Here is a 21,826-nt window from a genome sequence, read left to right as displayed (position 1 = left end):
AAAGCGTCTACGATGGGATGTGACCCACCATGCAATGGAGTCGAGGAGCTGTGATGGACACACAGATCGTGGGATCCCGGCGCGCAGAGCCCACCCTGACCCACGGTACGGCCGGGCTACCCGAGCAGATGACAGCCGAGTGGCAGCAGACGGTCCGCGCTCGGGTGCTGGCCGAGCTGGCCGAGTTCGTGCAGCGGAGATCCGTCGAGTCGGCCGTACGGCCGGCGGTGCAGCATGTGTTGTGGCAATACGTCGGCGGCGGCAAGTGCGTGCGGTCCGCCTTCATGTACGCGGGATGGTTGTGCGGCGCCACCGAAGCCGACACGGCGTTGCGGGCCAGCGCGGCACTGGAACTGTTGCACGCGTTCGCGCTGCTCCAGGACGACGTGATGGACGAGTCCGCCCGGCGCCGGGGTGAACCGACCGCGCACCGCCGGCTCGCCGACCGGCACCAGCGGAACGGACTGCCCGGTTGCCCGCGCCGCTTCGGCGAATCGGCGGCCACGTTGCTCGGTGACATATGCCTGATCTGGGCCGAGCAGATGCTGCGCGAGAGCGGAATGGACGAGTCCGCGTTGGCGCGGGTCCGGCCCCACTACGACCGCATGCGAATCGAGCTGGCCATGGGTCAGTTCGCCGACCTGAGCAACGATATCCGCAGCACACCCACCCTGGACGGCGTGCTGGCGATCGCACGCGCCAAATCCGGCGACTACACCGTGAAATGGCCCCTCGTCCTGGGGGCGGAGATGGCGGACTGCGACCGGCACGTGACGGTCGCGCTGTCCGGGTACGGACGGTCGATCGGCGAAGCTTTCCAGCTACGCGACGACATCCTCGGCGTCTACGGCCTTCCGGAAGTCACCGGGAAACCCGATAACGACATCGCCCAGCACAAGGCGTCCACCCTGATCGTGGCGGCAATGGAAATGGCCGGCTCGCGCCTGGATCGCGAACTGCGCAGCCTGCTGCAGGCGCCGACGCTCGGCAAGTCCGAGGTCGCCCGGGTCCGCGCCCTGATCACCGCCACCGGCGCCCCGGCGCGCATCGGGGCGATGATCGATAACCGGGTCACCGAGGCCCGCCACGCGCTGGCCACCGCGTCGCTGCCCGACGACCGGCGCGAACTACTGGATGGCATGGCCGCCCGGTGTACCGTCCGCGAATTCTGAGAGGAGAAGACGATGCGCAGCGTCGCAGGCCGCTGTGATCACGTCGTGGTGATCGGCGCGGGGCTGGCCGGACTATCGGCCGCGATCCACCTGGCCGGCCGCGGGGTCGCGGTCACCGTCCTCGAGCGCGAACCGGTGCCCGGGGGGCGCGCCGCCCGCGCCGATATCGGTGACTACCGCCTCGACCTGGGACCGACCGTGCTCACCATGCCCGAACTGATCGACGAGGTGTTCGCCGCCGTCGGCGCACACACCGGCGATCACCTGCGCCTCGTGCCCATCGACCCGGCCTACCGGGCCCATTTCGCCGATGGCCGCTCCCTCGACCTGCACACCGGTCCCGAACCGATGGCCCAGGCGATCGCCGAATTCGCCGGCGTCCGGGAGGCGGACGGTTACCTGAGATTGCGGGACTGGCTGACCCACCTCTACCGCACCGAATTCGATCACTTCATCGCCGCCAATGTCGATTCACCGGTATCGCTGGTGACCCCGGCAGCGGGGCAGCTTGTCCTGGCCGGCGGGCTGCGCCGCTGGGACCGGGCGGTCGCCGACCATCTGCGCGACCCGGACGTGCGCAGACTTTTCACCTTCCAGTCCCTCTACGCCGGAGTCCCGCCGCAGCGCGCGCCGGCCGCCTACGCCGTGATCGCCTACATGGATACCATCGGCGGAGTCTTCTTCCCGCTGGGCGGAATGCGCGCGCTACCCGACGCCCTGGCCGCCGCCGCGACCGCGGCCGGGGTGCGCTTCCACTTCGGGATCACCGCAGAATCCACCCGGCGTTCGGGATCCCGGATCCGGGCCGTCACCACTGCCGACGGACGAGATATCGATTGCGACGCGGTCGTCGTCACCACCGAGCTGCACCACGCCTACCGGCTGATCGGTCACCGGTCACGACGCCCGCAACGGCCCACCGCGTCACCTTCGGCCGTAGTGGTGCACCTCGGCAGCGATCCCGCCCCACATCTCGCACACCATTCGCTGCTGTTCGGGCGCGCGTGGCGGCAGACCTTCGACGACATCCTCCGCCGTGGGCAGCCCATGCGGGACCCGTCACTGCTCGTCACGCGCCCCACCGCCACCGATACTCTGCTGGCCCCGCCCGGGCGCGAGTTGCTGTCGATCCTCGCGCCCGCGCCCAACCTGGAACGGGCACCGATCGACTGGGATCGGCTCGGACCCGCCTACGCGGACGAACTCGTCGCCACGGTGAACCAGCGCCTGCCCATTCCCTTGACCGGCGTGGACATCTTGCATGTGACCACACCGGCGGACTGGGCGCGGCAGGGCATGCTCGCGGGCAGCCCCTTCGCACTGGCGCACACCCTGTCCCAGACCGGTCCCCTGCGGCCGGCCAATATGATCCGCGGCCTGGACAACGTCGTCCTCGCGGGCAGTTCGACCGTCCCCGGGGTCGGCGTACCACCGGTACTGATCTCGGGGCGGTTGGCCGCCGACCGCATCACCGGCGCGCCGGCCGCCGACCGCGCGGCCGCACCCATGAACACAGGGGGTATCCGTTCATGATCAGCGCCGAACTCGACGCCGCCGCGATCACCGACCCGCGCCTGCGCCGGGCCTACCGGCACTGCCGCGAGCTCAATGCCCGGCACGGCCGCACCTTCTTCCTCGCCACCCGCCTGCTCGCCCCCGCGCAACGCCCCGCGATCCACGCCCTCTACGGATTCGCCCGCTGGGCCGACGATATCGTCGACCTACCGGATCCCGGCGCCGGAACGCCCGGGGCACGCCTGGACGATCTGACCCGGCAACTGTCGAGCGGTCTCGATACCCCCGGGTGGGGCGAGCCGGTGGTCGCCGCGGTGGGTCACACCGTGGCGCGATACAACCTCGACAGCAGTCTCTTCCAGGCTTTTCTGGACTCCATGCGGAGGGATCTGACCGTCACCGACTACCCCGATCGTCCGGCCCTGGACCGCTATGTGTACGGATCGGCGGAAGTGATCGGTTTGCAGGTGCTGCCCGTCCTGGGCGCCGTCTGCCCACAGTCCGAGGCGGCCCCGCATGCCGCCGCGCTCGGTAAAGCGTTCCAGCTCACCAACTTTCTGCGCGATATCGCCGAAGACCTCGACCGCGGGCGGGTGTACCTACCGGCCGATGAACTGGCCGCCTTCCGCGTCGACCGCGACCTGCTGCAATGGTGCCGCGATCACCGGCGCACCGCTCCCCGCGTCCGGGCGGCCCTGGCCGCCCAGCACGCCGTCGCCCGCCGGTGGTATGCCCGTGCCATGCCGGGCATCGACCTGCTGCACCCGGTTTCACGACCCTGCGTGGCAACCGCCGCCGTCCTCTACCGCGAGATCCTCGACCGGATCGAGAATCACGACTTCGCGGTATTCAACGAGCGGGCCACGGTCGGGCGCGCCCGCCGCGCGCACGTCGCCGGTTCGGCGCTCGCCCGAGCGCTGTGGGCCCGCCGCAACGGCCGATCCGGCACTCTCACTCCGGCCACGATACCGGTGTGACCGCCGCGGGAGCCGAACGTGCACGACGCGTTCCGGTGCCCGCTCCCGGCCGGGCCCGGGCGCGGGAGATCAGTTGGTGGGAAGTATTTTCGAGGTCAGCCAGATTCCCGCGGCCAGTGCCGCGGTCACGGCGACACCGATCAGCGCCGAGCCGGCGAGGACGGTGATTCCGATGGAGAACACCAGGCATGTGAACGCGGCCAGGACCGCCGTTCCCCGTTCGACACCGACGACCCGGGCAGGCTGATTCCGAATCGCAGTCATATCTACAGCGTTCCCCGCCATCCGCTTTATGAAACCTTTACCGGCGGTCCCGGGAAAACACTTCGTTTTTCGACCGGCTCCCGCCGAGATCGGCTCGAAATATCCTCGGGATAGGCCCCACGCACGCCCACGTGGTCACCTCGATCATCGGCGAGCGCTCCCGTGGACCCCGCCGCCGCAGTATCGGCCACACCGATCGCACGCCCGGACGATCGTGGTGTGCCTCACCCGGCGTGGCGGCAAAATCGCAGGCAACGGCACAATGGAGCCAATGAGACCTTGGCAGCCGAGCCCGTCCGCCGACACCGGCTCCCCCGGTGCGAGCCCGATCACCGTCGACGACGTGCGCGCGCTCCGCGAACAGTTCCTCGACTTCATGCTCGGCTACAAATTCGCGATCGACGAGATCACCACCAAGATCAATATTCTGCGCGAGGATTTCAACAGCACCCACGAGTACAACCCCATCGAACACGTGGGATCGCGACTCAAATCCCCCGAAAGCGTCATGGAAAAGGTCCAGCGCAAGAAATACCCGATGACCCTGGCCGCCATCCGCGACAACATCCTCGATATCGCCGGAGTCCGCGTCGTGTGCAGCTTCATCTCCGATATCACCGTGATCAGAGATATGCTCGCCGGCCAGGCGGACATCACGGTCCTGGAGGAACGCGACTACATCACCCACCGCAAACCGAACGGCTATCAGAGCCTGCACCTGATCGTTTCGATCCCAGTCTTCCGCTCCCACGGCACCGAACACATCCCGGTCGAAATCCAGATCCGCACCATCGCGATGGATTTCTGGGCCAGCCTCGAACACAAGATCTACTACAAGTACCGCGGCGAGGTCCCGCCGAACCTCCGCAGCGACCTCGCGCAGGCCGCCGAAGTCGCCACCCAGCTGGACGAGAAGATGGAAGCCCTGCACCGCCAGATCGACCGCACCGAGCCCACCCGGACCGGCCCGGCCGACACTCTGGACCTCCGCCACCTGTACAACAGCCTCGTGACGGACTCCTCGTCCGGCGCCCGGCCCGCATCGACCCTCCTCTCACCCGAGCTGTAGGCCGGCCGTTGGAATCAACCCTATGTCGGGGCCCGCGCTCACCGGATATGCATGGCGGGAACTATGTCACCGGTTCCCGACGCGTGCGTGCGCGGGAATCCAGAAGTCCTTCGATGCCGAGCAGGAACGTCTCGCAGATCGGGTCCGGGTCGGTCAGGCACCCGGCCGCCATCGCGCCATCGCGCAGCATCACGAAGTGCCGGGCTGCCGGCGCCGGATCGGTATCGCCGACCTCGGCGAGGATCTCGGTGACGGTGTCCAGGAACCATTGCCGGTGCGCGAGAACGGTTTTGTGGACCGGATGGCCGGGGTCGGGGTATTCGGCCGCCGCATTGAGAAACGCACAGCCGCGGAACCCGGGCCCCCGGATACTGTCGGCGATGGCCCGCCCGACGGCTCGGACGACCTCGACGGGTGACGGGCTCTCGCGGCGTGCGGCGTCGACCCGCGCGCGGATCGCTTCGTCGGCCTGTGCCAGGTAGGCGACGACGAGGTCGTCCTTACCGGGAAAATGCCGGTACATGGCTGCTCTACCCGCTGTTCGATGTGGCCGCGGCCGTGATCGACTTCCGCACCTCGGGCGCCGCACGTCCGAAGGCACCGCTGTACCTCAACATGGCCCTGAGCCTGCTCGCCGCCGTCGGACTGGCCGCGGCCGTCACCTCGGGCATTCCCGATGTCCTGCGGGTGTGGGGTGTCTGGGCGATCACCGCGGGCATCGTGCAGTTGATCGTCGCGATCTTGCGGTACCGGCCCGGCGGCCAGTGGGCGATGATCCTGAGCGGCGGAATCTCCACCCTCGCCGGCGCGCGCTTCGTCGCGGGCGCCGGCGCACCGAATGCGTCCCTCACCCCCCTCGCCGGATACGCGACGCTGGGCGGCATCTTCTTCCTGATCTCGGCGGTCCGTCTGCACCGCCGCGGCGCACCGGCGCGATGAGCCGGCCGCCGGCACCCCCTCCCCGAGGCCCCGCCGGGCCGCTCCCCGCACCCGGCCCCACCGTCCGGCCACCGGCCGGATCCGGCCGTAACCGCTGAATCACCGCCTGCCCACACGCAGTTGCACCCTCACCACAGAAGGAGAACATCATGTCCGAATCCGTCTACACCGCCATCGCCACCTCGACCGGAGACGGCCGCGCCGGAGGACGGGCGGCCAGCAACGACGGGCTGATCGACCTCACCCTCGCCATCCCGCGGGAAATGGGCGGGCCGGGTGGCGCGACGAACCCCGAGCAGCTCTTCGCCGCCGGCTGGGCCTCCTGCTTCCACTCCGCATTGAAGGCCGTCGCCGCCGGACAGAAGATCGGTTTCACCGATTCGGCGGTCGTCGCCGAGATCGGCGTGCACCGTACCGAGCAGGGCGGTTTCAGCCTCTCCGCCGCACTCCACGTGGAAATGGGCGGCATCGAACAGGCGGCCGCCGACACGCTGGTCGCGGCCGCGCACGCGGTGTGCCCCTACTCCAACGCCACCCGCGGCAATATCCCGGTCACCGTCGATGTCACCGTCAGCTGAGCTGTGCCGGTGAATCCGTGGAAACAGCTGCCCCGGCCCGGATCTGCTCGCGCAGGATGTCACCGTGGCCGGCATGCCGGGCGAACTCGGCGGTCATGGCCAGGTAGATCCAGCGAAGGCTGACAACTCCCACGCGCGGGTGCTCGCGGGTCTCGTCCAGGGGAATATCCGCTGCGACGGACCTGGCCCGAGCACTCGCGCGTTCGAACTCCGCGATCACCTCGGCCACGGTCTCCGCATCGCCCACGTGGAACCCGCCGTGCGCCCACAGCGGACCGTCGCAGTCGGCGTCGGCGAGCCGCCCGAGCGTGCGCTGGAACCACATTCGTTCGGCGTACGCGGCATGTTTGATCAGGGTGATCGGGGTGGTCAGCGACGGTACGAGCCGGCGCCTGGCGTCGGTTTCGGACAGTCCGCGCACCGTGTCGACGAGAGCGGCGCGCGCCTGGTCGAGCATGGTCTCGAGCAGTTCGCGTTCGGTGCCGGTGGAGCGGGTCGGAGCAGTCATCGGGGATCCTTCCACGGCCGGTCCGGCGCACGCCGAACAGACCGAAGTGTTTGTGGTGGTTCGGAATCGGCTCGCCGGAAGAAACGGGCGCCGGGTGACCGCGAATCTCGCGATCGTGAATCCTGGATTCGGCCGTAGGAATATTCGGCCCACATCAGAAGGGGCGCAACGAGCCGATGCCGAATCTACCACCGGCCGCGGTGGTCGGCTACGGACTTCACCGACCGGATCACCGGCCGACCGCCGGACTCCTTCGCTCGTCGGCACCGGGGATCGCCTGTGCTCGCACTGGATACCGCAGCCGGAGCCAGTTCAGGAATCCGCCTGCGGCCGCGCCTCGTGGCCGGGTCGGCCGTGGGTACGACGTGCTTCCTTCATCTCCGCTTCGTAGACGTGACGCCTGCCCTGGAGCAATTCGTCCCGGACTTCGCGTTCGATGTCTCGGAACACGCTGTAGTACCCGTCGTCGTACTCCTCGACGACCTGGAAGGTCCACCTGCCCTCCAGGACATTGCGGCCGATCAGGTCGGCCGTGATGCGATCGGCGAGCTGGTCGTGACCCGCCTCCCGTAACAATGTCACCGCCCAGCCCACGGCGAAGTCGGCGCGGCCGGTCAGTTGGTGGAACGCGTACAGATGCCCCCGGGCGCGCTCGGCGATCTCGAAGGCTTCGGACAACTTCCCCACCGCCTCGACCGTCGTGTCGCCGACCCCCGCCGGTCGGCGATGACGTTCCGCGGGAACGTCCTCGTCACCGGTCTCGGTCACTGCCATGCCGACAGGCTATCGACATACCGACGGAATCCAGTCCCGCCCCGCGCGGGCGAGTCGGGTCCGTTCGAGGCCGGGTCCCGCCGCATCACGGACATTCGCACCCGGGCGAGGTTCGGCGGCGCGGGTCCCCACCAATGTTCATGACAGTTCTCTCACATACAAGTTCTGGCGCACCCGTTCCGCGCTTGCGCGACACACATACTTTCCGGACCACTCAGCTCTCCGTGAAACAATTTCCGCGCAATACGCTCCTGATCGATGGATTGCCGCGTAACAGTCAAACCTTGCGACCCGAACCGCATAGCCTGGTAAGTTACTGAATATTCTCGCCTGGTCGGCGGATACCAGGCGGAGCCGTTTCGACTCGATGAGGAGCTGGGGACGATGGACCGACTCGACAGACGCGAGACGCCGAAGCCACCGGACGACCTTCTTCCGTACCCGTGACACGGACCCGCCCCACACCCGTTCGCCGACCCCAGAAGGAAAAACGATGATGCGCACGTCCCTCCGCCTGACCGCCACCTCGATTGCGGCGGCCGGCCTGATCGGCACCGCGGCCGGCGCGACGGCCGCTCCCCCGGTTGCCCCGATTCCCGCACCGGTGGCCGCCGCCGAAGCCGGGACCGGCTCGGCAATGCTGGATTCGGGGTCGGCGGCCGCGCAGTCGGCGGTCGAAACCGTCCAGCGCGGCGACATCATCGGGATCATCGTGCTCCTGACCCTCGCGCCTTTCCAGATGCTGACCGGCGGTGTCTGCGACCTCGCCACCCTGTCGGCGCTGCCGAACCCCTGCGCACCGAGCGCCTACTGATACAGACGCGGCCGACTGCACGGCACCGACTCGGCCGGGTGCGGCAGCAGCACTCCCCCGACGCCGGGACCGGGCCGGGCCGGTTACGCACGAAACGCCGCCGGGCACGAAGTCCGGCGGCGCTCGGTCGGGGGTGTCGACGTCCCACAAGCGCCTCTCGGCGAGTGGTCGCTCGTAGCGACAAAGGGGTGAGGCCCGGGGCTGTCCGGACGCCGACAGGTGTTCCAACGGGACCGGTGCCGGTTCTATTCCGCCGAGGATGTGATGCGGCCTACCCGGCATGTCACCGGCCGGCGGGCCCGGGCCGGTGGTTACGGATCCGGGTCTCGATTCGCGTCCGAACAGCGATGGCCGGACCACCCGCTATCAACCGGTGCCACTGTGCGGACATATTCGCGTAGGAAGTAACCGCGGCCGATCAGGAGTCGGGGTCGGCGTGGATTTCGACGCAGCATTCGCCTGCGGCGGGGGCGAGGTCGGCGTGGACGGCGTCCGCTTCCAGACCGTGGAGCAGCCCGGTGAGGTAGGCGTGGTTGAGCGAGCACACCAGGTCCGGCGCTCGGGCCGCCAGCGGGTGGAAGGGGCAATTGCGCAGCCGGAGGCAGGCTGGGGCGGTTCGGGCAGGTTCGAAACCCTGTTCGCCGAGCGTGGCGGCCAGGAGGGTGATGGCGCGTTCGGCGCCGAGCCGGCCCGGCCGTAACCGTTCCCGGATTTCGCGGCCGGTGGCGGTGCCCCGGTCCCCGGCGAGGCGCAGGGTGGCATCGCGCGCGGACTCGCCGGTAGCCTCGGTGAGGACGGCCTGCATCAAAATTTCGGCGAGGATCTCGTGGCGGCGTTCGGGAATGCTGACACGTACTTCGATATCGGCGGGTTCGTACACTTTCGGCGCCCGTCCGACGCGCCGGATCCCGCCGACGTGTTCGTAGTGGGCCCGTAGTAGCCCGGTGTCGACGAGTTTGTCGAGGTGGAACGCGGCGAGTTTGCGGGATATCCCGACATGTTCGGCGGCTTCGTCGCGGGTCACGGGGCGTCCGGCGCGCCGGATGAACCAGTACATGTTCCGTCGTAGGGCGTCGTCCAGTGCGGCAACGGCGCCGATATCGGCTTCACTGGTCACAGGTCCACAATAACGCCGATCAGATTGTGTGGAACCTGCCGGACGGGCGAGCAGAGAGGCGGGACTTGACCCCTCTCCCCAATTGAACCAAAATCTATTGGTGTAATTACTTCCCGGATGGCGCGGAGGTTGTCATGACCGATGACCGGCAGCAGGCCAAACGCCCGGTCAGCGCCGTGCTGGCCGGGCCGTACGGACACCCGTTCCATCCGATCCTGGTCACCGTGCCTATCGGGTCATGGCTGGCCGGCGTCGTGTTCGATATCGGCTCGCACCTGGTCGACGACCCCGGATTCCTGGCGCGAGGCGCACAGTGGCTGATCGCGATCGGGGTGCTGGGCGCGCTCGCCGCGGCGACGGTCGGTTTCCTGGACCTGTTCGCCATCCCCACCGGCACCCCCGCCTTCCGGACCGGACTGGTGCATATGAGCCTGAATCTGGCGGTCACCGTGGCGTTCGCACTCGATTTCTGGTGGCGCGCCGCCGGCACCGATACCGACGTCGCCGTCGCGGGGGGCCCGATGGCCCTGTCGATCGCCGCCGTCGCGGTGCTGGCGGTGTCGGGATATCTGGGCGGCAAACTCGCCTACCACTACGGCGTGCGGGTCGCCGACGAGCGCACCCAGGCCAGCGGTTTCCAGCGCTGACCTCTCCCCTTGTCCCTTCTCGTTCTCAGGAGTCATCATGGGCATCGCAGCTCTGATCCTCTGGCTGCTCACCGCGGTCGGCGGCTTCGTCCTGTTGGGCACGTGGATCGCCAAAGGCGGTGCACGTGATCCGAATTCCAGCCATCTTCCCGTTCCGGTGGTGTTCGGGCACTTCCTGCTCGCCGTGGCCGGGCTGGTGGTGTGGATCGTCTATCTCGCCGTCGACAACGACGCGCTGGCCTGGGTCGCCTTCGGGCTGCTGGTTCCCGTCGCGCTGCTCGGATTCGTGATGCTGGCGCGCTGGCTGCCGGTCTACCGCGCGCGTACGACCGGACTGGTGGGCAAGACACCGCCCGAACGGCACTTCCCCGTGGCGATCGTCGGCGGTCACGGTGTGTTCGCGGTCGCCACCCTCGTCCTGGTGCTGCTCACCGCGCTCGGTGTCGGAGGAAGCTGATCATGTCCCAGCCTGCCCTCCGTGTCGTCCACGACACCGGCGCTGTCGATCTGACCGCCGCCGAGGACGCCGCCCGCACTTTTCTCACCGCCCTCGGCGTGCGCCTGGACAGCGAACACCTCCAGGCCACGCCGAGGCGGATGGCCCGGGCCTATGCCGAGTTGTTCACCCCGCGCGCGTTCGATCTGACCACCTTCCCGAACGAGGAGGGCTACGACGAACTGGTGCTGGCCCGCCGGATCCCGCTGCGGTCGGTGTGTGAACATCACCTGCTGCCGTTCGTGGGCGTCGCGCACGTCGGCTACCTGCCCGGCGACCGCATTCTCGGACTGTCGAAGCTGGCGCGGATCGTCGAACACTTCTCCCGCCGGCCGCAGGTTCAGGAACGGCTGACCAAACAGGTCGCCGACTGGCTCGACCGGCATCTGCAGCCCAAGGGCGTCGGCGTGGTCATCGAGGCCGAGCACACCTGCATGACCCTGCGCGGCGTGCAAGCCGTCGGCACCACCACCGTCACCTCCACGTTGCTCGGCACCCTGCGCGAAGACGCCCGATCCCGTCAGGAGTTCTTCTCCCTCACCGGAATCGGTCCGTAACGCGCCATATGCGGCCGCCGGGTCGCCGACCACCGGTGCCGTCGGACCGGATGTCGGTACCGGCACCGGGCCTCGACCCGTCCCCGGCGGGGGGAGGCCGTCGCAGCGGGTCAGACCTGCACGGACATCGCTCGAGTCGCTGCCCCGGATCCGCGCTCGACGATGCGTATGCGGGCTATTCGTAACTGTCGTCGTGCAGACCACCGAGGTAGGCGATCGCCCCCAGATACCGGTGGCAGAGCGGTGCGTGGTCCCGGTGTGCCGCGCGTTCCCGTAATGCCTCGTCCAGGGAATCGAACCCCGCATCGCGGGCGCAGTCGCCGCCGGGCGCCGAGATGGGCGTCGGCTCGGTCGCCGAGAGGCACCCGGTCACCTCGGCCGGCCGCTCGCCGCGGGGCGGGCGCCTCTCGTAGAGGGCGATGAGCCGGTGCACGGCCAGCGAACTCACGATCATCCCGAGGTGGCGGCGCACGACGGCAGGTTGATCGGAGGGCCGGGTCGGAAGGTGACCGGTAGCGCGGCCAGGGCCCGGTGGAACGGCCCCGGCCGCCACACCAGTTCCCCGGCCGGGATGGCCAGGGTCATATCCGGGATCGCGTCCAGCAGCTGATCGATCGCGTCCTGCACGATCAAGTAGGCGATGGTGCGGGCCGGGCACGCGTGCGGGCCCGTGCTCCAGGCCAGGTGGGAACGATTGCCGGTGTGGTCACGGTCGGCGATCGCCGGGCCGGTGTTGGCGGCGGCGAGGCCGATCAGCACGGGTTGGTGGGCGGGCAACCAGGTGTCGCCGATGAGGACGGGGGTGCGGGGGTAGGTGGTGCAGAAGTTCGCCATCGGCGGGTCGTGGAACAACACCTCGTCCAGCGCGTCCCGCGTCGCCAGACTCCCACCGATCAGTCCCCCGCCGAAGCGCTCGTCGGTCATCATCAGCAGCAACGCGTTGGTGATCAGATTGGGTTGCGCTTCGCCACCGGCCCCGTAGAAGCTCATCAGCTGAGCGAGGACTTCGACGGCGTCGAGCGCATGCGGGTGGGCCAGCAGGCGGGAGGTGGCGTCATCGCCCGGACGAGCACGTTTCAGTTCGGTCAGTTCCGCCAGCGCGCTCCGCAACCGCACGGTCCCGTCGGCGGCGCCGACGGTGTCGAAACGCGCCGCCATCCCCGCGGTTACCCGCGCCCCTATATCGGCCGGGCAACCCATGATCCGGTTGAGGACGGCGACCACCAGCGGGCGGGCGTAGTCGGCGACCAGATCGGCCGACCCGATGCCGCAGAAGCCGTTGATCAGTGGGACCGCGAGTTGTTCGACGATCGAGTGCATGGCGTGGCCGTCGACGGCGTCGATAGCGGCCTTCGACGCCTGCCGATAACGCTGATGCTCGGCCCCGCTGCTGTAGCGGGCCGCGGGATACCAGCGCATCATCGGCAATACCGGCGAGTCCGCGGGTACCGTCTGCTGCCAGATCCGCGGGTCGGTCGGGAAATGCTCGACATCGTGCAGGATTCGTACCGCCGTCTCGTAGCCGAGCACCAGCGTGGCCGATACTCCGGGCGCGAGTTCGATCGGCGCCAGATCACCGTATGCGGCACGCATCTCGCGGTAGGCACGGTGCGGGTCGGCAGCGAACTCCGGGGTGTACAGGGGCACCCGCGGCCCGTCGGCGGCCTCCGGTTCGGTGTGGGCGACCGGGCACCGGCCGCGGGGCAGGGCACCGGGATAAGAGATCGATGGTGGCGTAGACATGGTCCATTTCCGTGCAGAAGGAGGAGACAAGCGAAGAAGTGCGCCCAGAACGTCGGGGACCCATGCGGGTCCGCCCACGGGCGATCAGGAAGCCGGCGACCCCGCCGGTCAGGTCAGTGCTTCGCGCAGTGCCGCGAACAGCGCGTGCTGTTCGGTGAGGTGGTAGCGGCCACCGACGTAACCGTCGGGCCGGACCAGGCACACCGCGTCGCCCTCGGTCGCCCCGTAGAGGTCGTGGATGCGACGACTGTCGGCGGTGACGGCACCGGCCGGGGCGGGCCCGTGGTATCCGGGCGGGGTGACGACAAGCGGTTCGACCCGGTCGCCGAACTGCTGGTGGACCCGGGCGAGCAGGGCCGAGGTGTGTGCGACGCGGCATGGGGCGCGGTGGGTCACCAGCAGGGTGTGTCCGCCGTGGCGCAGCCGTTCGTACAGTCGCAGCCGCGGGGTGATCTCGGTGTCGGGCGCGCGGTCACCGGCCGCCGGCCCGTCCACCACCCCCTGCGCCGGCGAACCCACTTCCACGGCGTGCCGGTATCCGAACGCTATGCCGGAGATCCGGCCCACCGCCCGTTCGGTGAACCCGGGCGCACGGGCGATCGCCAGCCGCTCGGCGACCGGGATACCGTGATTCATCAGTACCGAATGCAGCTCGTGGGTGCCCTCGATCACCTGTTCGGCGATCGGGCGCCGCTCCGCCTCGTAGCTGTCCAACAGTGCTTCCGGGGCGTGGCCGGTGGCCACCGCAGCCAGCTTCCACCCGAGGTTGAACGCGTCCTGCATCGAGGTGTTCTTGCCCTGCCCGCCCGCCGGGGACCGTTCGTGCCCGGCATCGCCACACACGAAGATCCGGCCGTTGCGATACCGCGAGGTGAGGCGCCGCCGCGTCCGGAACACCGTCGTCCACTGCGGAGTCTCCAGCACGACCGCGCCGTGGAAATGCTCGTCCAGCACTTGCTGGAACGCTTCGGCGGAGGCATCGACAGTGCGGGCATCGCCGGACTCGCTGATCAACACGCGCCACACACCGCCGGGCAGCGCGGTCGTCAACAACATGTGATCCCGCGTGATGCGGTACTCGACACCACCGACCTCGATCGGGCGACCGCGCAACCGCAAACCCACGTCCATCATCCGCATCGCCGTAGCCGCGTACTCCGATCGGCTCACTTCCGCCCCCAGATACCCGGCCACGGTGCTGTGCGCGCCGTCGCATCCGATCAGCCACTCGGGGCGGACGGTTTCGGTGTCCCCACTGTTCGTGTCCCGCAGGGTGGCGGTGACCGCACCACCCGGGTCGACGGTCACCGCAACCAGCTCGGTATGCCAGTCGACGGTCCCGCCGAGCGCGGTGAAGTGCCGGCGCAGAATCTCCTCGGTATCCCGCTGGCTGATCGTCCGGAAGTACGGGTATCGGCTGTCGAGCGCGGTGAAGTCCAGCCGCACCTTCTCGTCGAACCCCTGGAACCTGTAGTCCATCCACTCACCCCGCAGCCCCCTGTTCTGGAATTCGTCGACCACCCCGGCCAGCTCCAGCAGCTCGAGGGTGCGGCTGTGCACCGTGAACGACCGTGACGTCAGCACGGGGCCGGTGAGTCTGTCGATCACGCGGCACTCCACACCCCGGCGCAACAGCTCGATCCCGAGCATGAGCCCGGTGGGGCCGGCACCGACGATGAGGATGGAATCCCGCGCAGAACGCGAAAAGGACATGGCTGATCACACTCCGAACAGATCGAGACGAAGACGGGTATCGCGTGTGTCCCCCAGCGACACCGCGTGATTCAGGGGAGACGGCTACACAGAGCACACGCGTAACGCGAAAAGCACACGCGCAGAAACAGGTCGAGAATCACCGCAGCGCGGCGAATCAATTCAGCGAGGAAGGATTCGAGGCGGATTCGGTAGCGGCTTGTAGCCGAGTCCGCCGAGGATCAATCGTTCCTCGGGTAACTGCCGGCGAGTCGGCGGTCCCGGCGGCCACCAGCCCTCGAGTTCGACCAGACCGGGTGCGAGGAGTTCCAGCCCGGCGAAGTATTCGAGCTGCTGTTCCCGGGTTCGGTACCAGCCCGAGCCCAGACCCAGCCCGGTGAAGGCATGCTCCAGTCTCCGGGCGAGTACGTGCAATTCGGGATTCTCGTCGGCGGGGTCCCAGAAATTGGTGGCCGCCACATACGAGCCGGCGGGAAGCCGCCGGGTGTACTCGCGCATCACTCCGGCCGGATCTAGGCCGTCGGCGATGTGGTGTAGCAACCCACACACGATCAAGCCGATCGGCCGGTCCGGTTCCAGATAGTCGGCCACAGCCGGGTTCTCCAGCAAGGTTCCGTGCTCGAGAAGGTCACCGCAGACGTAGTGGGTGTTCTCGTTCTGCTCGAGCAGCGCCCGCCCGTGCGCGACACACAGGGGGTCGTTGTCGACGTAGACAACCCGCGCGTTCCGGTTCTCCTGCTGCGCAACCTGATGGGTGTTGACCGCTGTCGGCAGCCCCGCACCGATATCCAAGAACTGAACGATCTCGGCCGGGCCGGCCAGGTACCGCACCACCCGACGCAGCCAATGCCGATTCATCCGCGACACCTCACGCTGGCGGGGCGCGACCGCGAGGACCAGATCGAACGCCGCCCGGTCGACCGCGTAGTTGTCCTTACCGCCGAGGCTGTAGTCGTACACGCGGGCGATGCTGGGTCGGGTGGTGTCTACACCGACCGGGACACGGGCACCCGTCGCGACTGAGGTCGGGGGCGATTGCGTCGGCATCGAAACCTTTCTTGTGCAGAAGTTCATCGCAAGGCATCCGGCGTTGGACTGGATTCGTGGTGACGTCTCCACGCCCGCTGCTCCTGCGGAGCAGTAATTACACACAGCGTGACCCGAGACAGGTTCCGGTTCCATACCGCAGGCATCCCGTTCGATCTCGAGTGGCTCCAACTCGCAGTCGTGGACGCAGCTCGAGCAGACCGTGGATGCGCTCCTCGTCCGAGACGAACCGGGCCCCTCCGAACGCTGGTGCGCATAAGGACCACTGCGATTCGCAGCAACTTACCTTCACCGAGAACACCATGACCGCCCCTTATGTGTCGTTGGCTTACTCGCCGACGCCAGGAACTCAACACCCACGCAGCGGATGGGTCTGACCGTAGGGGTCGGCGAACACCTCGGTCTACGACTATGCCGAACTATGCCGAAACTCAAATATCTACTGGCACATAGCACTGAGGTCTGGAACTATCGAACTGCGGTTCGGCATAGTTCCGCATAACCGGGAGGAGAGGGGACGTCATGCGGATACGGTTTTTGGGTCGCGGCGGGTCGGCAGACGGAGACTGCCCCACGTTGTACGCCACCGAGAAGGGCAGATACTTGGTCCAGGGGTGGAAAACCGGTCAGCAGGAGGTGGTGGAGATAGCCCATCTGCTTCCCGGATTCGCTGAGCCGGATACCTATATCGGAGCGACCATGACCGATACGGGCCGGGGCACTTTCTGGCTCAGCGGGATCCCGGTTACCGATCCCGACACACTGGCTCAGATGACCATCGCCGACCATGAGACGGCGATCGAGGTGCCGAAGAAGCGGAGGACTTACTACGGTGGAGCTGATACAGAACAACCCGTGGCCCGTCCTGTTTCGCCAAGCTGAACGGTCAGCGTTTCACCTGGAAGTCCGGGATACCTACGCAGTACCCAGCGAATCCGAACCGCTTCAGCGGTTCCTCGCTGGTGAGCCTCCCGCAGATGACGAGTTCCGATCCCGGCCGTGGACCGACCTCGTACGAGAGACGACAGGCCGGGGTGTGACTGTCAGCCGGGTCCGTGTGGTGACTGTTCCACACAGTGACTATCAGCGCTGGTTGCTGTCCGTGACCGGCAGCAATATCGACGCCGGCGAGGACATCCGGTACCTGCCCCGACATTTGGCCGGCACAGTTTCGCCGGATGACTTCTGGTTGTTCGACAGTCACACGGTTGGGTTCAACCTGGTGGATCAGGATGGCAAACCGGCCGGTGCCGCAGTCACCAACGACCGCGATATCGCCGCTCACTGCCGCAACATACGGGATCGGCTGTGGGAGATAGCTACGCCTTACGCCGAGTACGTCAGTCGGTGACCAGTTCGGTTCAACAGCAGCGCGAAGCTCTCGGGGGGCGACTTCGGGAGCTTCGCCTACAAGCGGGATTGAGCGGTAGCGAGCTCGCCCGGCAGGCAGGCTGGCATCAAACCCGGGTGCCGAAGATCGAATACGGCAAGACCAAGCCCACGGAAGCCGACATCCGGCTCTGGTGCACGCTGACCGCATCTCAGAACCAAGTGGCCGACCTAATCGCTACGGCCCGGAACATCGAAGCTGCGTACGTCGAGTGGCGGAGGGTCTTGCAGGCAGGCACAACGCGGCGGCAAAACGTCTCCGTCAAGCTCACCGAGCAATCCAGACTCCTGCGAATCTTTCAGCCATCGCTTATCCCCGGGATCCTCCAGACGGCCGAGTATGCCCAAGCAATGCTGCGTCGGTCTATCGACTTTCACCGGATATCCGATGACCTGGACAAGGGGGTAGCGAAACGCATGGAGCGGCAACAACTGCTGTACAAGGGTGAACGCAGGTTTCGGATTATCATCGGAGAACAAGCGCTGTACACCACGGTTGGGAATGACTCGGTGATGATCGGCCAACTAGACCGGCTTCTAGCGGTCATGGGTCTATCCCGGGTCGTATTCGGCATCGTTCCCGCCACGGCAGAATTGCCTATGCAGACAACCAACTTCGTTATGTTCGATGATCGGATGGTGATGGTCGAGGCTATGACAGCAGAACTAACGATTACCCAACCGCGAGAGATCGGTCTATACCACAGAGTGTTTGATGCTCTGGCCGAAAAGGCGGTCACCGGAACCGCTGCCCGGGGTTTGATCTGGACAGCGCTAGACCACCGCAGGCCCAGCTGAGCGACGATTACGATGGTGCCGCCTTTACCATCCAAGACTACGAAACTCGACCCGATCACCACGAAGCCATGGTCTACATCGTCGGCATCCATACCCTCACCCGCCGACTCACCTGCACACGTTCTTCCGGGACGGCTGCATGCGGACGAATATCGATAGGACACCGTCGCTGGTCATGGGATCCTTGGCGACTCGCCGCCACGATGCCGACCATGACCAGGTGTCGGATCCTCACCACGTTTGCCGGCCTATCCGGACGACCGTCACATGAACGACCTGCTGACGGCCAACATATCGGCAACGAGCACTCGGAAGGAGGTTACCGGGGTGAGAAGGTACGTCGTTATCCACGACGGGGGCACCGAGACCCGGCGGCTCTACATTCATACGGGCTGCCGCTCGCACACACACCCACCTATGTCGCCGTACACGGCGCGGACGAGGTGCGCAAACAGGTGCGGCGGGTGCGGCCGCTCTTCGAAGAGTGTCTCGGATCTTCACCTGCACCGACGGTTTCCCTCTCGGTACCGATACCCAGCGACCGGCGCTTGCGGCAGATCCCGACCAGATGACCGGTCTCGGTGACCGTCTCTACCGAACCGCTGCCGCTGTCGGAAAGGCAGTGTGGTCCAGTTCCGTCGTTGAATCCTGACGACCGCTCTCCCAAGCCCCAAGCCCTACTGATAACCAAAGCGAATGACGTCATTTTCGCCGATTTGATCACATCGCACAGGTGCTGCGCCATTTTATATTCATTGATGAATAAACGTTGTCGAAATTCGGATCAGGCCCACTTCCACCTTCCGTGATGGGCGTGGCTCGGGTGCGCCGAGTGTGGCCGTCCGGCTGAACTCGATGATCTTCGATACGACATCCATAACTGCACTTCGTGGTCACCAGCCCGATCCGGCAAGTGCCGCATCGCGGTATCGGTGCTGCCACCGCCCTCTATCCGGTGATGGCGACGGTGCTCGTCAGCGGGCAGAGCAGCCCGAAAACGGATACAAACCGGACGAAATCGGACCGGAGATCCATTGCCGAAGTGCCTCCACCGGAGGACTACTGGATATATGCCCCAGTAACCGCTGGATCTGTGCTGCTGCGGGAGAGCTTGTTTCACTGATCACCGATCGAAGGTAAGCAAATGGCCCCTGTTATCATCTCGCTGACACCGTCTTCCGGCCCTGCAGCGGGTTTCAACTCCGTCATCATCACCGGCTCCGGATTCAGTGGTGTCGGCCCGTTGACTGTCCGGTTCGGCACGACGGCAACGACATTCACCATCGACTCCAATACCCAGATCACGGCCATCGTGCCACCCGGAACCGGCACGGTGAACGTCACCGTACAGGCGTTGCTGGACGGCACGAGCAATCCGATGCCCTACACCTATGTCGGGGTTCCTGCCTTGACCGGCATCAGTCCGGCTTCAGGGTCGGCGGCCGGTGGGACGACGGTCGTGCTGACGGGAACGAATCTGACGGGAGCGACGGCGGTGAGTTTCGGCGGTACCCCGGCGACTTCCTTCACCGTGAACTCGGCGACGCAGATCACGGCGGTGGCGCCTGCCCATTCGGTCGGGACGGTGTTGGTCAGGGTCACCACAGCCGGCGGAACGAGCAATGGTCTCTCCTTCACCTACGTCGCGGTACCCACACTCACCGCCATCACACCGAACGCCGGCCCGGTAGCCGGCGGAACGACGGTCGTGCTCACCGGCACGAATCTGACGGGGGCAACCGCAGTGAATTTCGGTGCTACCCCGGCGACCTCTTTCACCGTGAACTCGGCGACGCAGATCACCGCCGTCGCTCCCGCAGGAGCGGCCGGAACGGTGTCTGTCACCGCCACCACAGCCGGTGGAACGAGCAACGGGGTCTCTTACACCTACGTCGCGGTACCCACGCTGACCGCCATCACACCGAACGCCGGTCCGGTGGCCGGCGGAACGACGGTCGTGCTCACGGGCACAGCCCTGACCGGTGCGACCGCGGTGAGTTTCGGCGGTACCCCCGCGACTTCCTTCACGGTCAACTCCTCGACGCAGATCACGGCGGTGGCACCTGCCCATTCGGTCGGGACAGTGTCGGTTACCGCCACTACAGTCGGCGGCACCAGCAACGGGGTCTCTTACACCTACGTCGCGGTACCCACCCTCACCACGGCGGTACCGAACGCGGGTTCGGTGACCGGCGGCACCACGGTCGTGCTCACGGGCACAGCCCTGACCGGTGCGACCGCGGTGAGTTTCGGCGGTACCCCCGCGACTTCGTTCACGGTCAACTCCTCGACACAGATCACGGCGGTGACACCTGCCCATTCGGTCGGGACAGTGTTGGTCACCGTCACCACAGCCGGTGGAACAAGTAACGGCGTTTCCTACACCTACGTCGCGGTACCCACCCTCACCACGGCGGTACCGAACGCGGGTTCGGTGACCGGTGGGACCACGGTCATACTGACCGGCACAGCCCTGACCGGAGCCACCGCGGTGAATTTCGGTGGCACACCGGCGACCTCGTTCACGGTCGACTCGGCGACGCAGATCACCGCCATCGCGCCCGCAGGTGCGGCCGGAACAGTATCGGTCACCGCCACTACAACCGGTGGAACAAGTAACGGCCTCGCGTACACCTACGTCGCGGTACCCACCCTCACCACGGCCGCACCCAACACGGGTTCAGTGACCGGCGGCACCACGGTTGTCCTCACCGGAACAGGACTGACCGGAGCCACCGCAGTGAACTTCGGGGCTACCCCGGCAACGTCGTTCACGGTCGACTCGGCGACCCAGATCACCGCCATCGCGCCCGCCGGAGCGGCTGGAACAGTATCGGTCACCGTCACCACCGTGGGTGGCACCAGCAACGGCGTCGCGTACACCTACGTCGTAGTGCCGACACTGACCGCCATCGCGCCGAACGCCGGTCCGGTGGCCGGTGGGACCACTGTCGTGCTCACCGGAACAGGTCTGACCGGAACCACCGCAGTGAACTTCGGTGCCACCCCCGCGACCTCGTTCGTCGTGGACTCCGCCACCCAGATCACCGCGGTCGCTCCCGCAGGTGCGGCCGGAACAGTGTCGGTCACCGCTACCACAGCCGGTGGCACCAGCAACGGCGTCTCCTACACCTACGTCGCAGTGCCCACCCTCACCACGGCGGTACCCAACACGGGTTCGGTGACCGGCGGCACCACTGTCGTGCTCACCGGAACAGCCCTGACCGGAACCACCGCGGTGAGTTTCGGTGGCACACCGGCGACGTCGTTCGTCGTGGACTCCGCCACCCAGATCACGGCCGTCGCTCCCGCAGGTGCGGCCGGAACAGTGTCGGTCACCGCCACTACAACCGGTGGAACAAGTAACGGCGTCTCCTACACCTACGTCGCGGTACCCACCCTCACCACGGCGGCACCCAACACGGGTTCAGTGACCGGTGGGACCACGGTTGTCCTCACCGGAACAGGTCTGGCCGGAGCCACCGCGGTGAACTTCGGCGCTACCCCCGCGACCTCGTTCGTCGTGGACTCCGCCACCCAGATCACGGCGGTCGCCCCCGCTGGGTCGGCCGGATCGATGTTGGTCACCGTCACCACCGTGGGTGGCACCAGTAACGGCGTTTCCTACACCTACGTCGCGGTACCCACCCTCACCACGGCGGTACCGAACGCCGGTCCCGTGACCGGCGGCACCACTGTCGTGCTCACC

The 21,826-nt window shown here is 67.0% G+C and carries 23 protein-coding genes; 14 read left to right on the top strand and 9 right to left on the bottom strand.

What is annotated here, in order from left to right; translation table 11 throughout:
- Positions 1 to 53 precede the first annotated feature (53 nt).
- Genes ACLML9_RS10900 through ACLML9_RS10890 form a run of 3 tightly spaced genes read left to right on the top strand, consistent with a single transcriptional unit; the run spans position 54 to position 3,664 of the window.
- The gene (locus ACLML9_RS10900; RefSeq protein ID WP_411945400.1) at positions 54 to 1,172 is read left to right on the top strand and encodes a polyprenyl synthetase family protein; all 1,119 of its coding nucleotides are present in this window, start codon (positions 54 to 56) and stop codon (positions 1,170 to 1,172) included.
- Positions 1,173 to 1,184: 12 nt separating this feature from the next.
- Positions 1,185 to 2,705: a phytoene desaturase family protein gene (gene crtI / locus ACLML9_RS10895; protein WP_411945399.1), complete on the top strand. Its 1,521-nt coding sequence runs from the start codon at positions 1,185 to 1,187 to the stop codon at positions 2,703 to 2,705.
- Complete coding sequence (locus ACLML9_RS10890; RefSeq protein WP_411945398.1) at positions 2,702 to 3,664, top strand: phytoene/squalene synthase family protein; 963 nt, start codon at positions 2,702 to 2,704, stop codon at positions 3,662 to 3,664. Before crtI ends, ACLML9_RS10890 begins: the two co-directional genes overlap by 4 nt.
- 69 nt (positions 3,665 to 3,733) lie before the next feature.
- On the opposite strand, the gene ACLML9_RS10885 is transcribed toward ACLML9_RS10890, so the two are convergent.
- The gene (locus ACLML9_RS10885) at positions 3,734 to 3,928 is read right to left on the bottom strand and encodes a hypothetical protein (RefSeq protein ID WP_030525205.1); all 195 of its coding nucleotides are present in this window, start codon (positions 3,926 to 3,928) and stop codon (positions 3,734 to 3,736) included.
- 271 nt (positions 3,929 to 4,199) lie between these two features.
- On the opposite strand from ACLML9_RS10885, the gene ACLML9_RS10880 reads away from it, so the two are divergent.
- Positions 4,200 to 4,997, top strand: a complete 798-nt coding sequence (locus ACLML9_RS10880; protein ID WP_411945397.1) for a GTP pyrophosphokinase family protein — start codon at positions 4,200 to 4,202, stop codon at positions 4,995 to 4,997.
- Between the two features lie 61 nt (positions 4,998 to 5,058).
- On the opposite strand, the gene ACLML9_RS10875 is transcribed toward ACLML9_RS10880, so the two are convergent.
- Entirely contained in the window at positions 5,059 to 5,520 is a 462-nt protein-coding gene (locus ACLML9_RS10875) for a TetR/AcrR family transcriptional regulator (protein WP_411945396.1), read from the bottom strand.
- Between the two features lie 23 nt (positions 5,521 to 5,543).
- On the opposite strand from ACLML9_RS10875, the gene ACLML9_RS10870 reads away from it, so the two are divergent.
- Both ACLML9_RS10870 and ACLML9_RS10865 read left to right on the top strand, forming a co-directional pair.
- Positions 5,544 to 5,936, top strand: a complete 393-nt coding sequence (locus tag ACLML9_RS10870) for a DUF308 domain-containing protein (protein WP_411945395.1) — start codon at positions 5,544 to 5,546, stop codon at positions 5,934 to 5,936.
- Between the two features lie 149 nt (positions 5,937 to 6,085).
- Positions 6,086 to 6,514: an organic hydroperoxide resistance protein gene (locus ACLML9_RS10865; RefSeq protein WP_411945394.1), complete on the top strand. Its 429-nt coding sequence runs from the start codon at positions 6,086 to 6,088 to the stop codon at positions 6,512 to 6,514.
- Here the strand turns inward: ACLML9_RS10865 and ACLML9_RS10860 are convergent.
- The gene (locus ACLML9_RS10860) at positions 6,507 to 7,022 is read right to left on the bottom strand and encodes a DinB family protein (protein ID WP_411945393.1); all 516 of its coding nucleotides are present in this window, start codon (positions 7,020 to 7,022) and stop codon (positions 6,507 to 6,509) included. The two genes, ACLML9_RS10865 and ACLML9_RS10860, sit on opposite strands and share 8 nt — an antisense overlap.
- A gap of 312 nt (positions 7,023 to 7,334) precedes the next feature.
- A complete protein-coding gene (locus tag ACLML9_RS10855; protein ID WP_411945392.1) occupies positions 7,335 to 7,796 on the bottom strand; it encodes a hypothetical protein in 462 nt (153 codons plus the stop codon).
- 493 nt (positions 7,797 to 8,289) lie between these two features.
- Between ACLML9_RS10855 and ACLML9_RS10850 the strand changes: the two genes are divergently transcribed.
- Entirely contained in the window at positions 8,290 to 8,610 is a 321-nt protein-coding gene (locus ACLML9_RS10850) for a hypothetical protein (protein ID WP_411945391.1), read from the top strand.
- A 418-nt stretch (positions 8,611 to 9,028) separates the two neighbouring features.
- On the opposite strand, the gene ACLML9_RS10845 is transcribed toward ACLML9_RS10850, so the two are convergent.
- Positions 9,029 to 9,727, bottom strand: a complete 699-nt coding sequence (locus ACLML9_RS10845) for a helix-turn-helix transcriptional regulator (protein ID WP_411945390.1) — start codon at positions 9,725 to 9,727, stop codon at positions 9,029 to 9,031.
- A 134-nt stretch (positions 9,728 to 9,861) separates the two neighbouring features.
- On the opposite strand from ACLML9_RS10845, the gene ACLML9_RS10840 reads away from it, so the two are divergent.
- From ACLML9_RS10840 to folE, 3 genes are read left to right on the top strand one after another with little or no spacing between them, the layout of a single operon-like run.
- Complete coding sequence (locus ACLML9_RS10840; protein WP_411945389.1) at positions 9,862 to 10,374, top strand: DUF2231 domain-containing protein; 513 nt, start codon at positions 9,862 to 9,864, stop codon at positions 10,372 to 10,374.
- 37 nt (positions 10,375 to 10,411) lie between these two features.
- Positions 10,412 to 10,831 (top strand): hypothetical protein, encoded by a 420-nt coding sequence (locus ACLML9_RS10835; protein WP_411945388.1) that lies wholly within the window; start codon positions 10,412 to 10,414, stop codon positions 10,829 to 10,831.
- Between the two features lie 2 nt (positions 10,832 to 10,833).
- The gene (gene folE, locus ACLML9_RS10830; RefSeq protein ID WP_411945387.1) at positions 10,834 to 11,427 is read left to right on the top strand and encodes a GTP cyclohydrolase I FolE; all 594 of its coding nucleotides are present in this window, start codon (positions 10,834 to 10,836) and stop codon (positions 11,425 to 11,427) included.
- Between the two features lie 175 nt (positions 11,428 to 11,602).
- Here the strand turns inward: folE and ACLML9_RS10825 are convergent, their stop codons facing one another.
- From ACLML9_RS10825 to ACLML9_RS10810, 4 genes are all read right to left on the bottom strand, one after another.
- On the bottom strand, positions 11,603 to 11,899 hold the full coding sequence (locus ACLML9_RS10825; protein WP_411945386.1) for a hypothetical protein: 297 nt from the start codon (positions 11,897 to 11,899) through the stop codon (positions 11,603 to 11,605).
- Positions 11,878 to 13,170 carry a cytochrome P450 gene (locus ACLML9_RS10820; protein ID WP_411945385.1) on the bottom strand — a complete coding sequence of 431 codons (1,293 nt, stop codon included), beginning with the start codon at positions 13,168 to 13,170 and terminating at the stop codon, positions 11,878 to 11,880. The genes ACLML9_RS10825 and ACLML9_RS10820 overlap by 22 nt, the downstream gene beginning before the upstream one ends.
- A gap of 108 nt (positions 13,171 to 13,278) precedes the next feature.
- The gene (locus ACLML9_RS10815) at positions 13,279 to 14,883 is read right to left on the bottom strand and encodes an FAD-dependent monooxygenase (RefSeq protein ID WP_411945384.1); all 1,605 of its coding nucleotides are present in this window, start codon (positions 14,881 to 14,883) and stop codon (positions 13,279 to 13,281) included.
- A gap of 162 nt (positions 14,884 to 15,045) precedes the next feature.
- Positions 15,046 to 15,930, bottom strand: a complete 885-nt coding sequence (locus tag ACLML9_RS10810) for an SAM-dependent methyltransferase (protein ID WP_411945383.1) — start codon at positions 15,928 to 15,930, stop codon at positions 15,046 to 15,048.
- Positions 15,931 to 16,506: 576 nt separating this feature from the next.
- Here ACLML9_RS10810 and ACLML9_RS10805 point away from each other — a divergent pair.
- The 4 genes from ACLML9_RS10805 to ACLML9_RS10790 all read left to right on the top strand — a co-directional run.
- Positions 16,507 to 16,812, top strand: a complete 306-nt coding sequence (locus tag ACLML9_RS10805) for a hypothetical protein (protein WP_411945382.1) — start codon at positions 16,507 to 16,509, stop codon at positions 16,810 to 16,812.
- Positions 16,718 to 17,281: a DUF6879 family protein gene (locus ACLML9_RS10800; protein ID WP_411945381.1), complete on the top strand. Its 564-nt coding sequence runs from the start codon at positions 16,718 to 16,720 to the stop codon at positions 17,279 to 17,281. Before ACLML9_RS10805 ends, ACLML9_RS10800 begins: the two co-directional genes overlap by 95 nt.
- Positions 17,239 to 18,117 (top strand): helix-turn-helix domain-containing protein, encoded by an 879-nt coding sequence (locus tag ACLML9_RS10795; RefSeq protein WP_411945380.1) that lies wholly within the window; start codon positions 17,239 to 17,241, stop codon positions 18,115 to 18,117. The genes ACLML9_RS10800 and ACLML9_RS10795 overlap by 43 nt, the downstream gene beginning before the upstream one ends.
- Before the next feature lie 1,144 nt (positions 18,118 to 19,261).
- Positions 19,262 to 21,826 (top strand): beta strand repeat-containing protein (locus ACLML9_RS10790; RefSeq protein WP_411945379.1); only part of this gene is annotated, 2,565 nt, incomplete at its 3' end.

The sequence above is a fragment of the Nocardia sp. NPDC002869 genome, assembly GCF_046764065.1.
Classification (GTDB): Bacteria; Actinomycetota; Actinomycetes; order Mycobacteriales; family Mycobacteriaceae; genus Nocardia; species Nocardia rhamnosiphila.
Note: the sequence above shows the minus strand (reverse complement) of the source record. Positions and strands in the feature narration are given on the sequence as shown.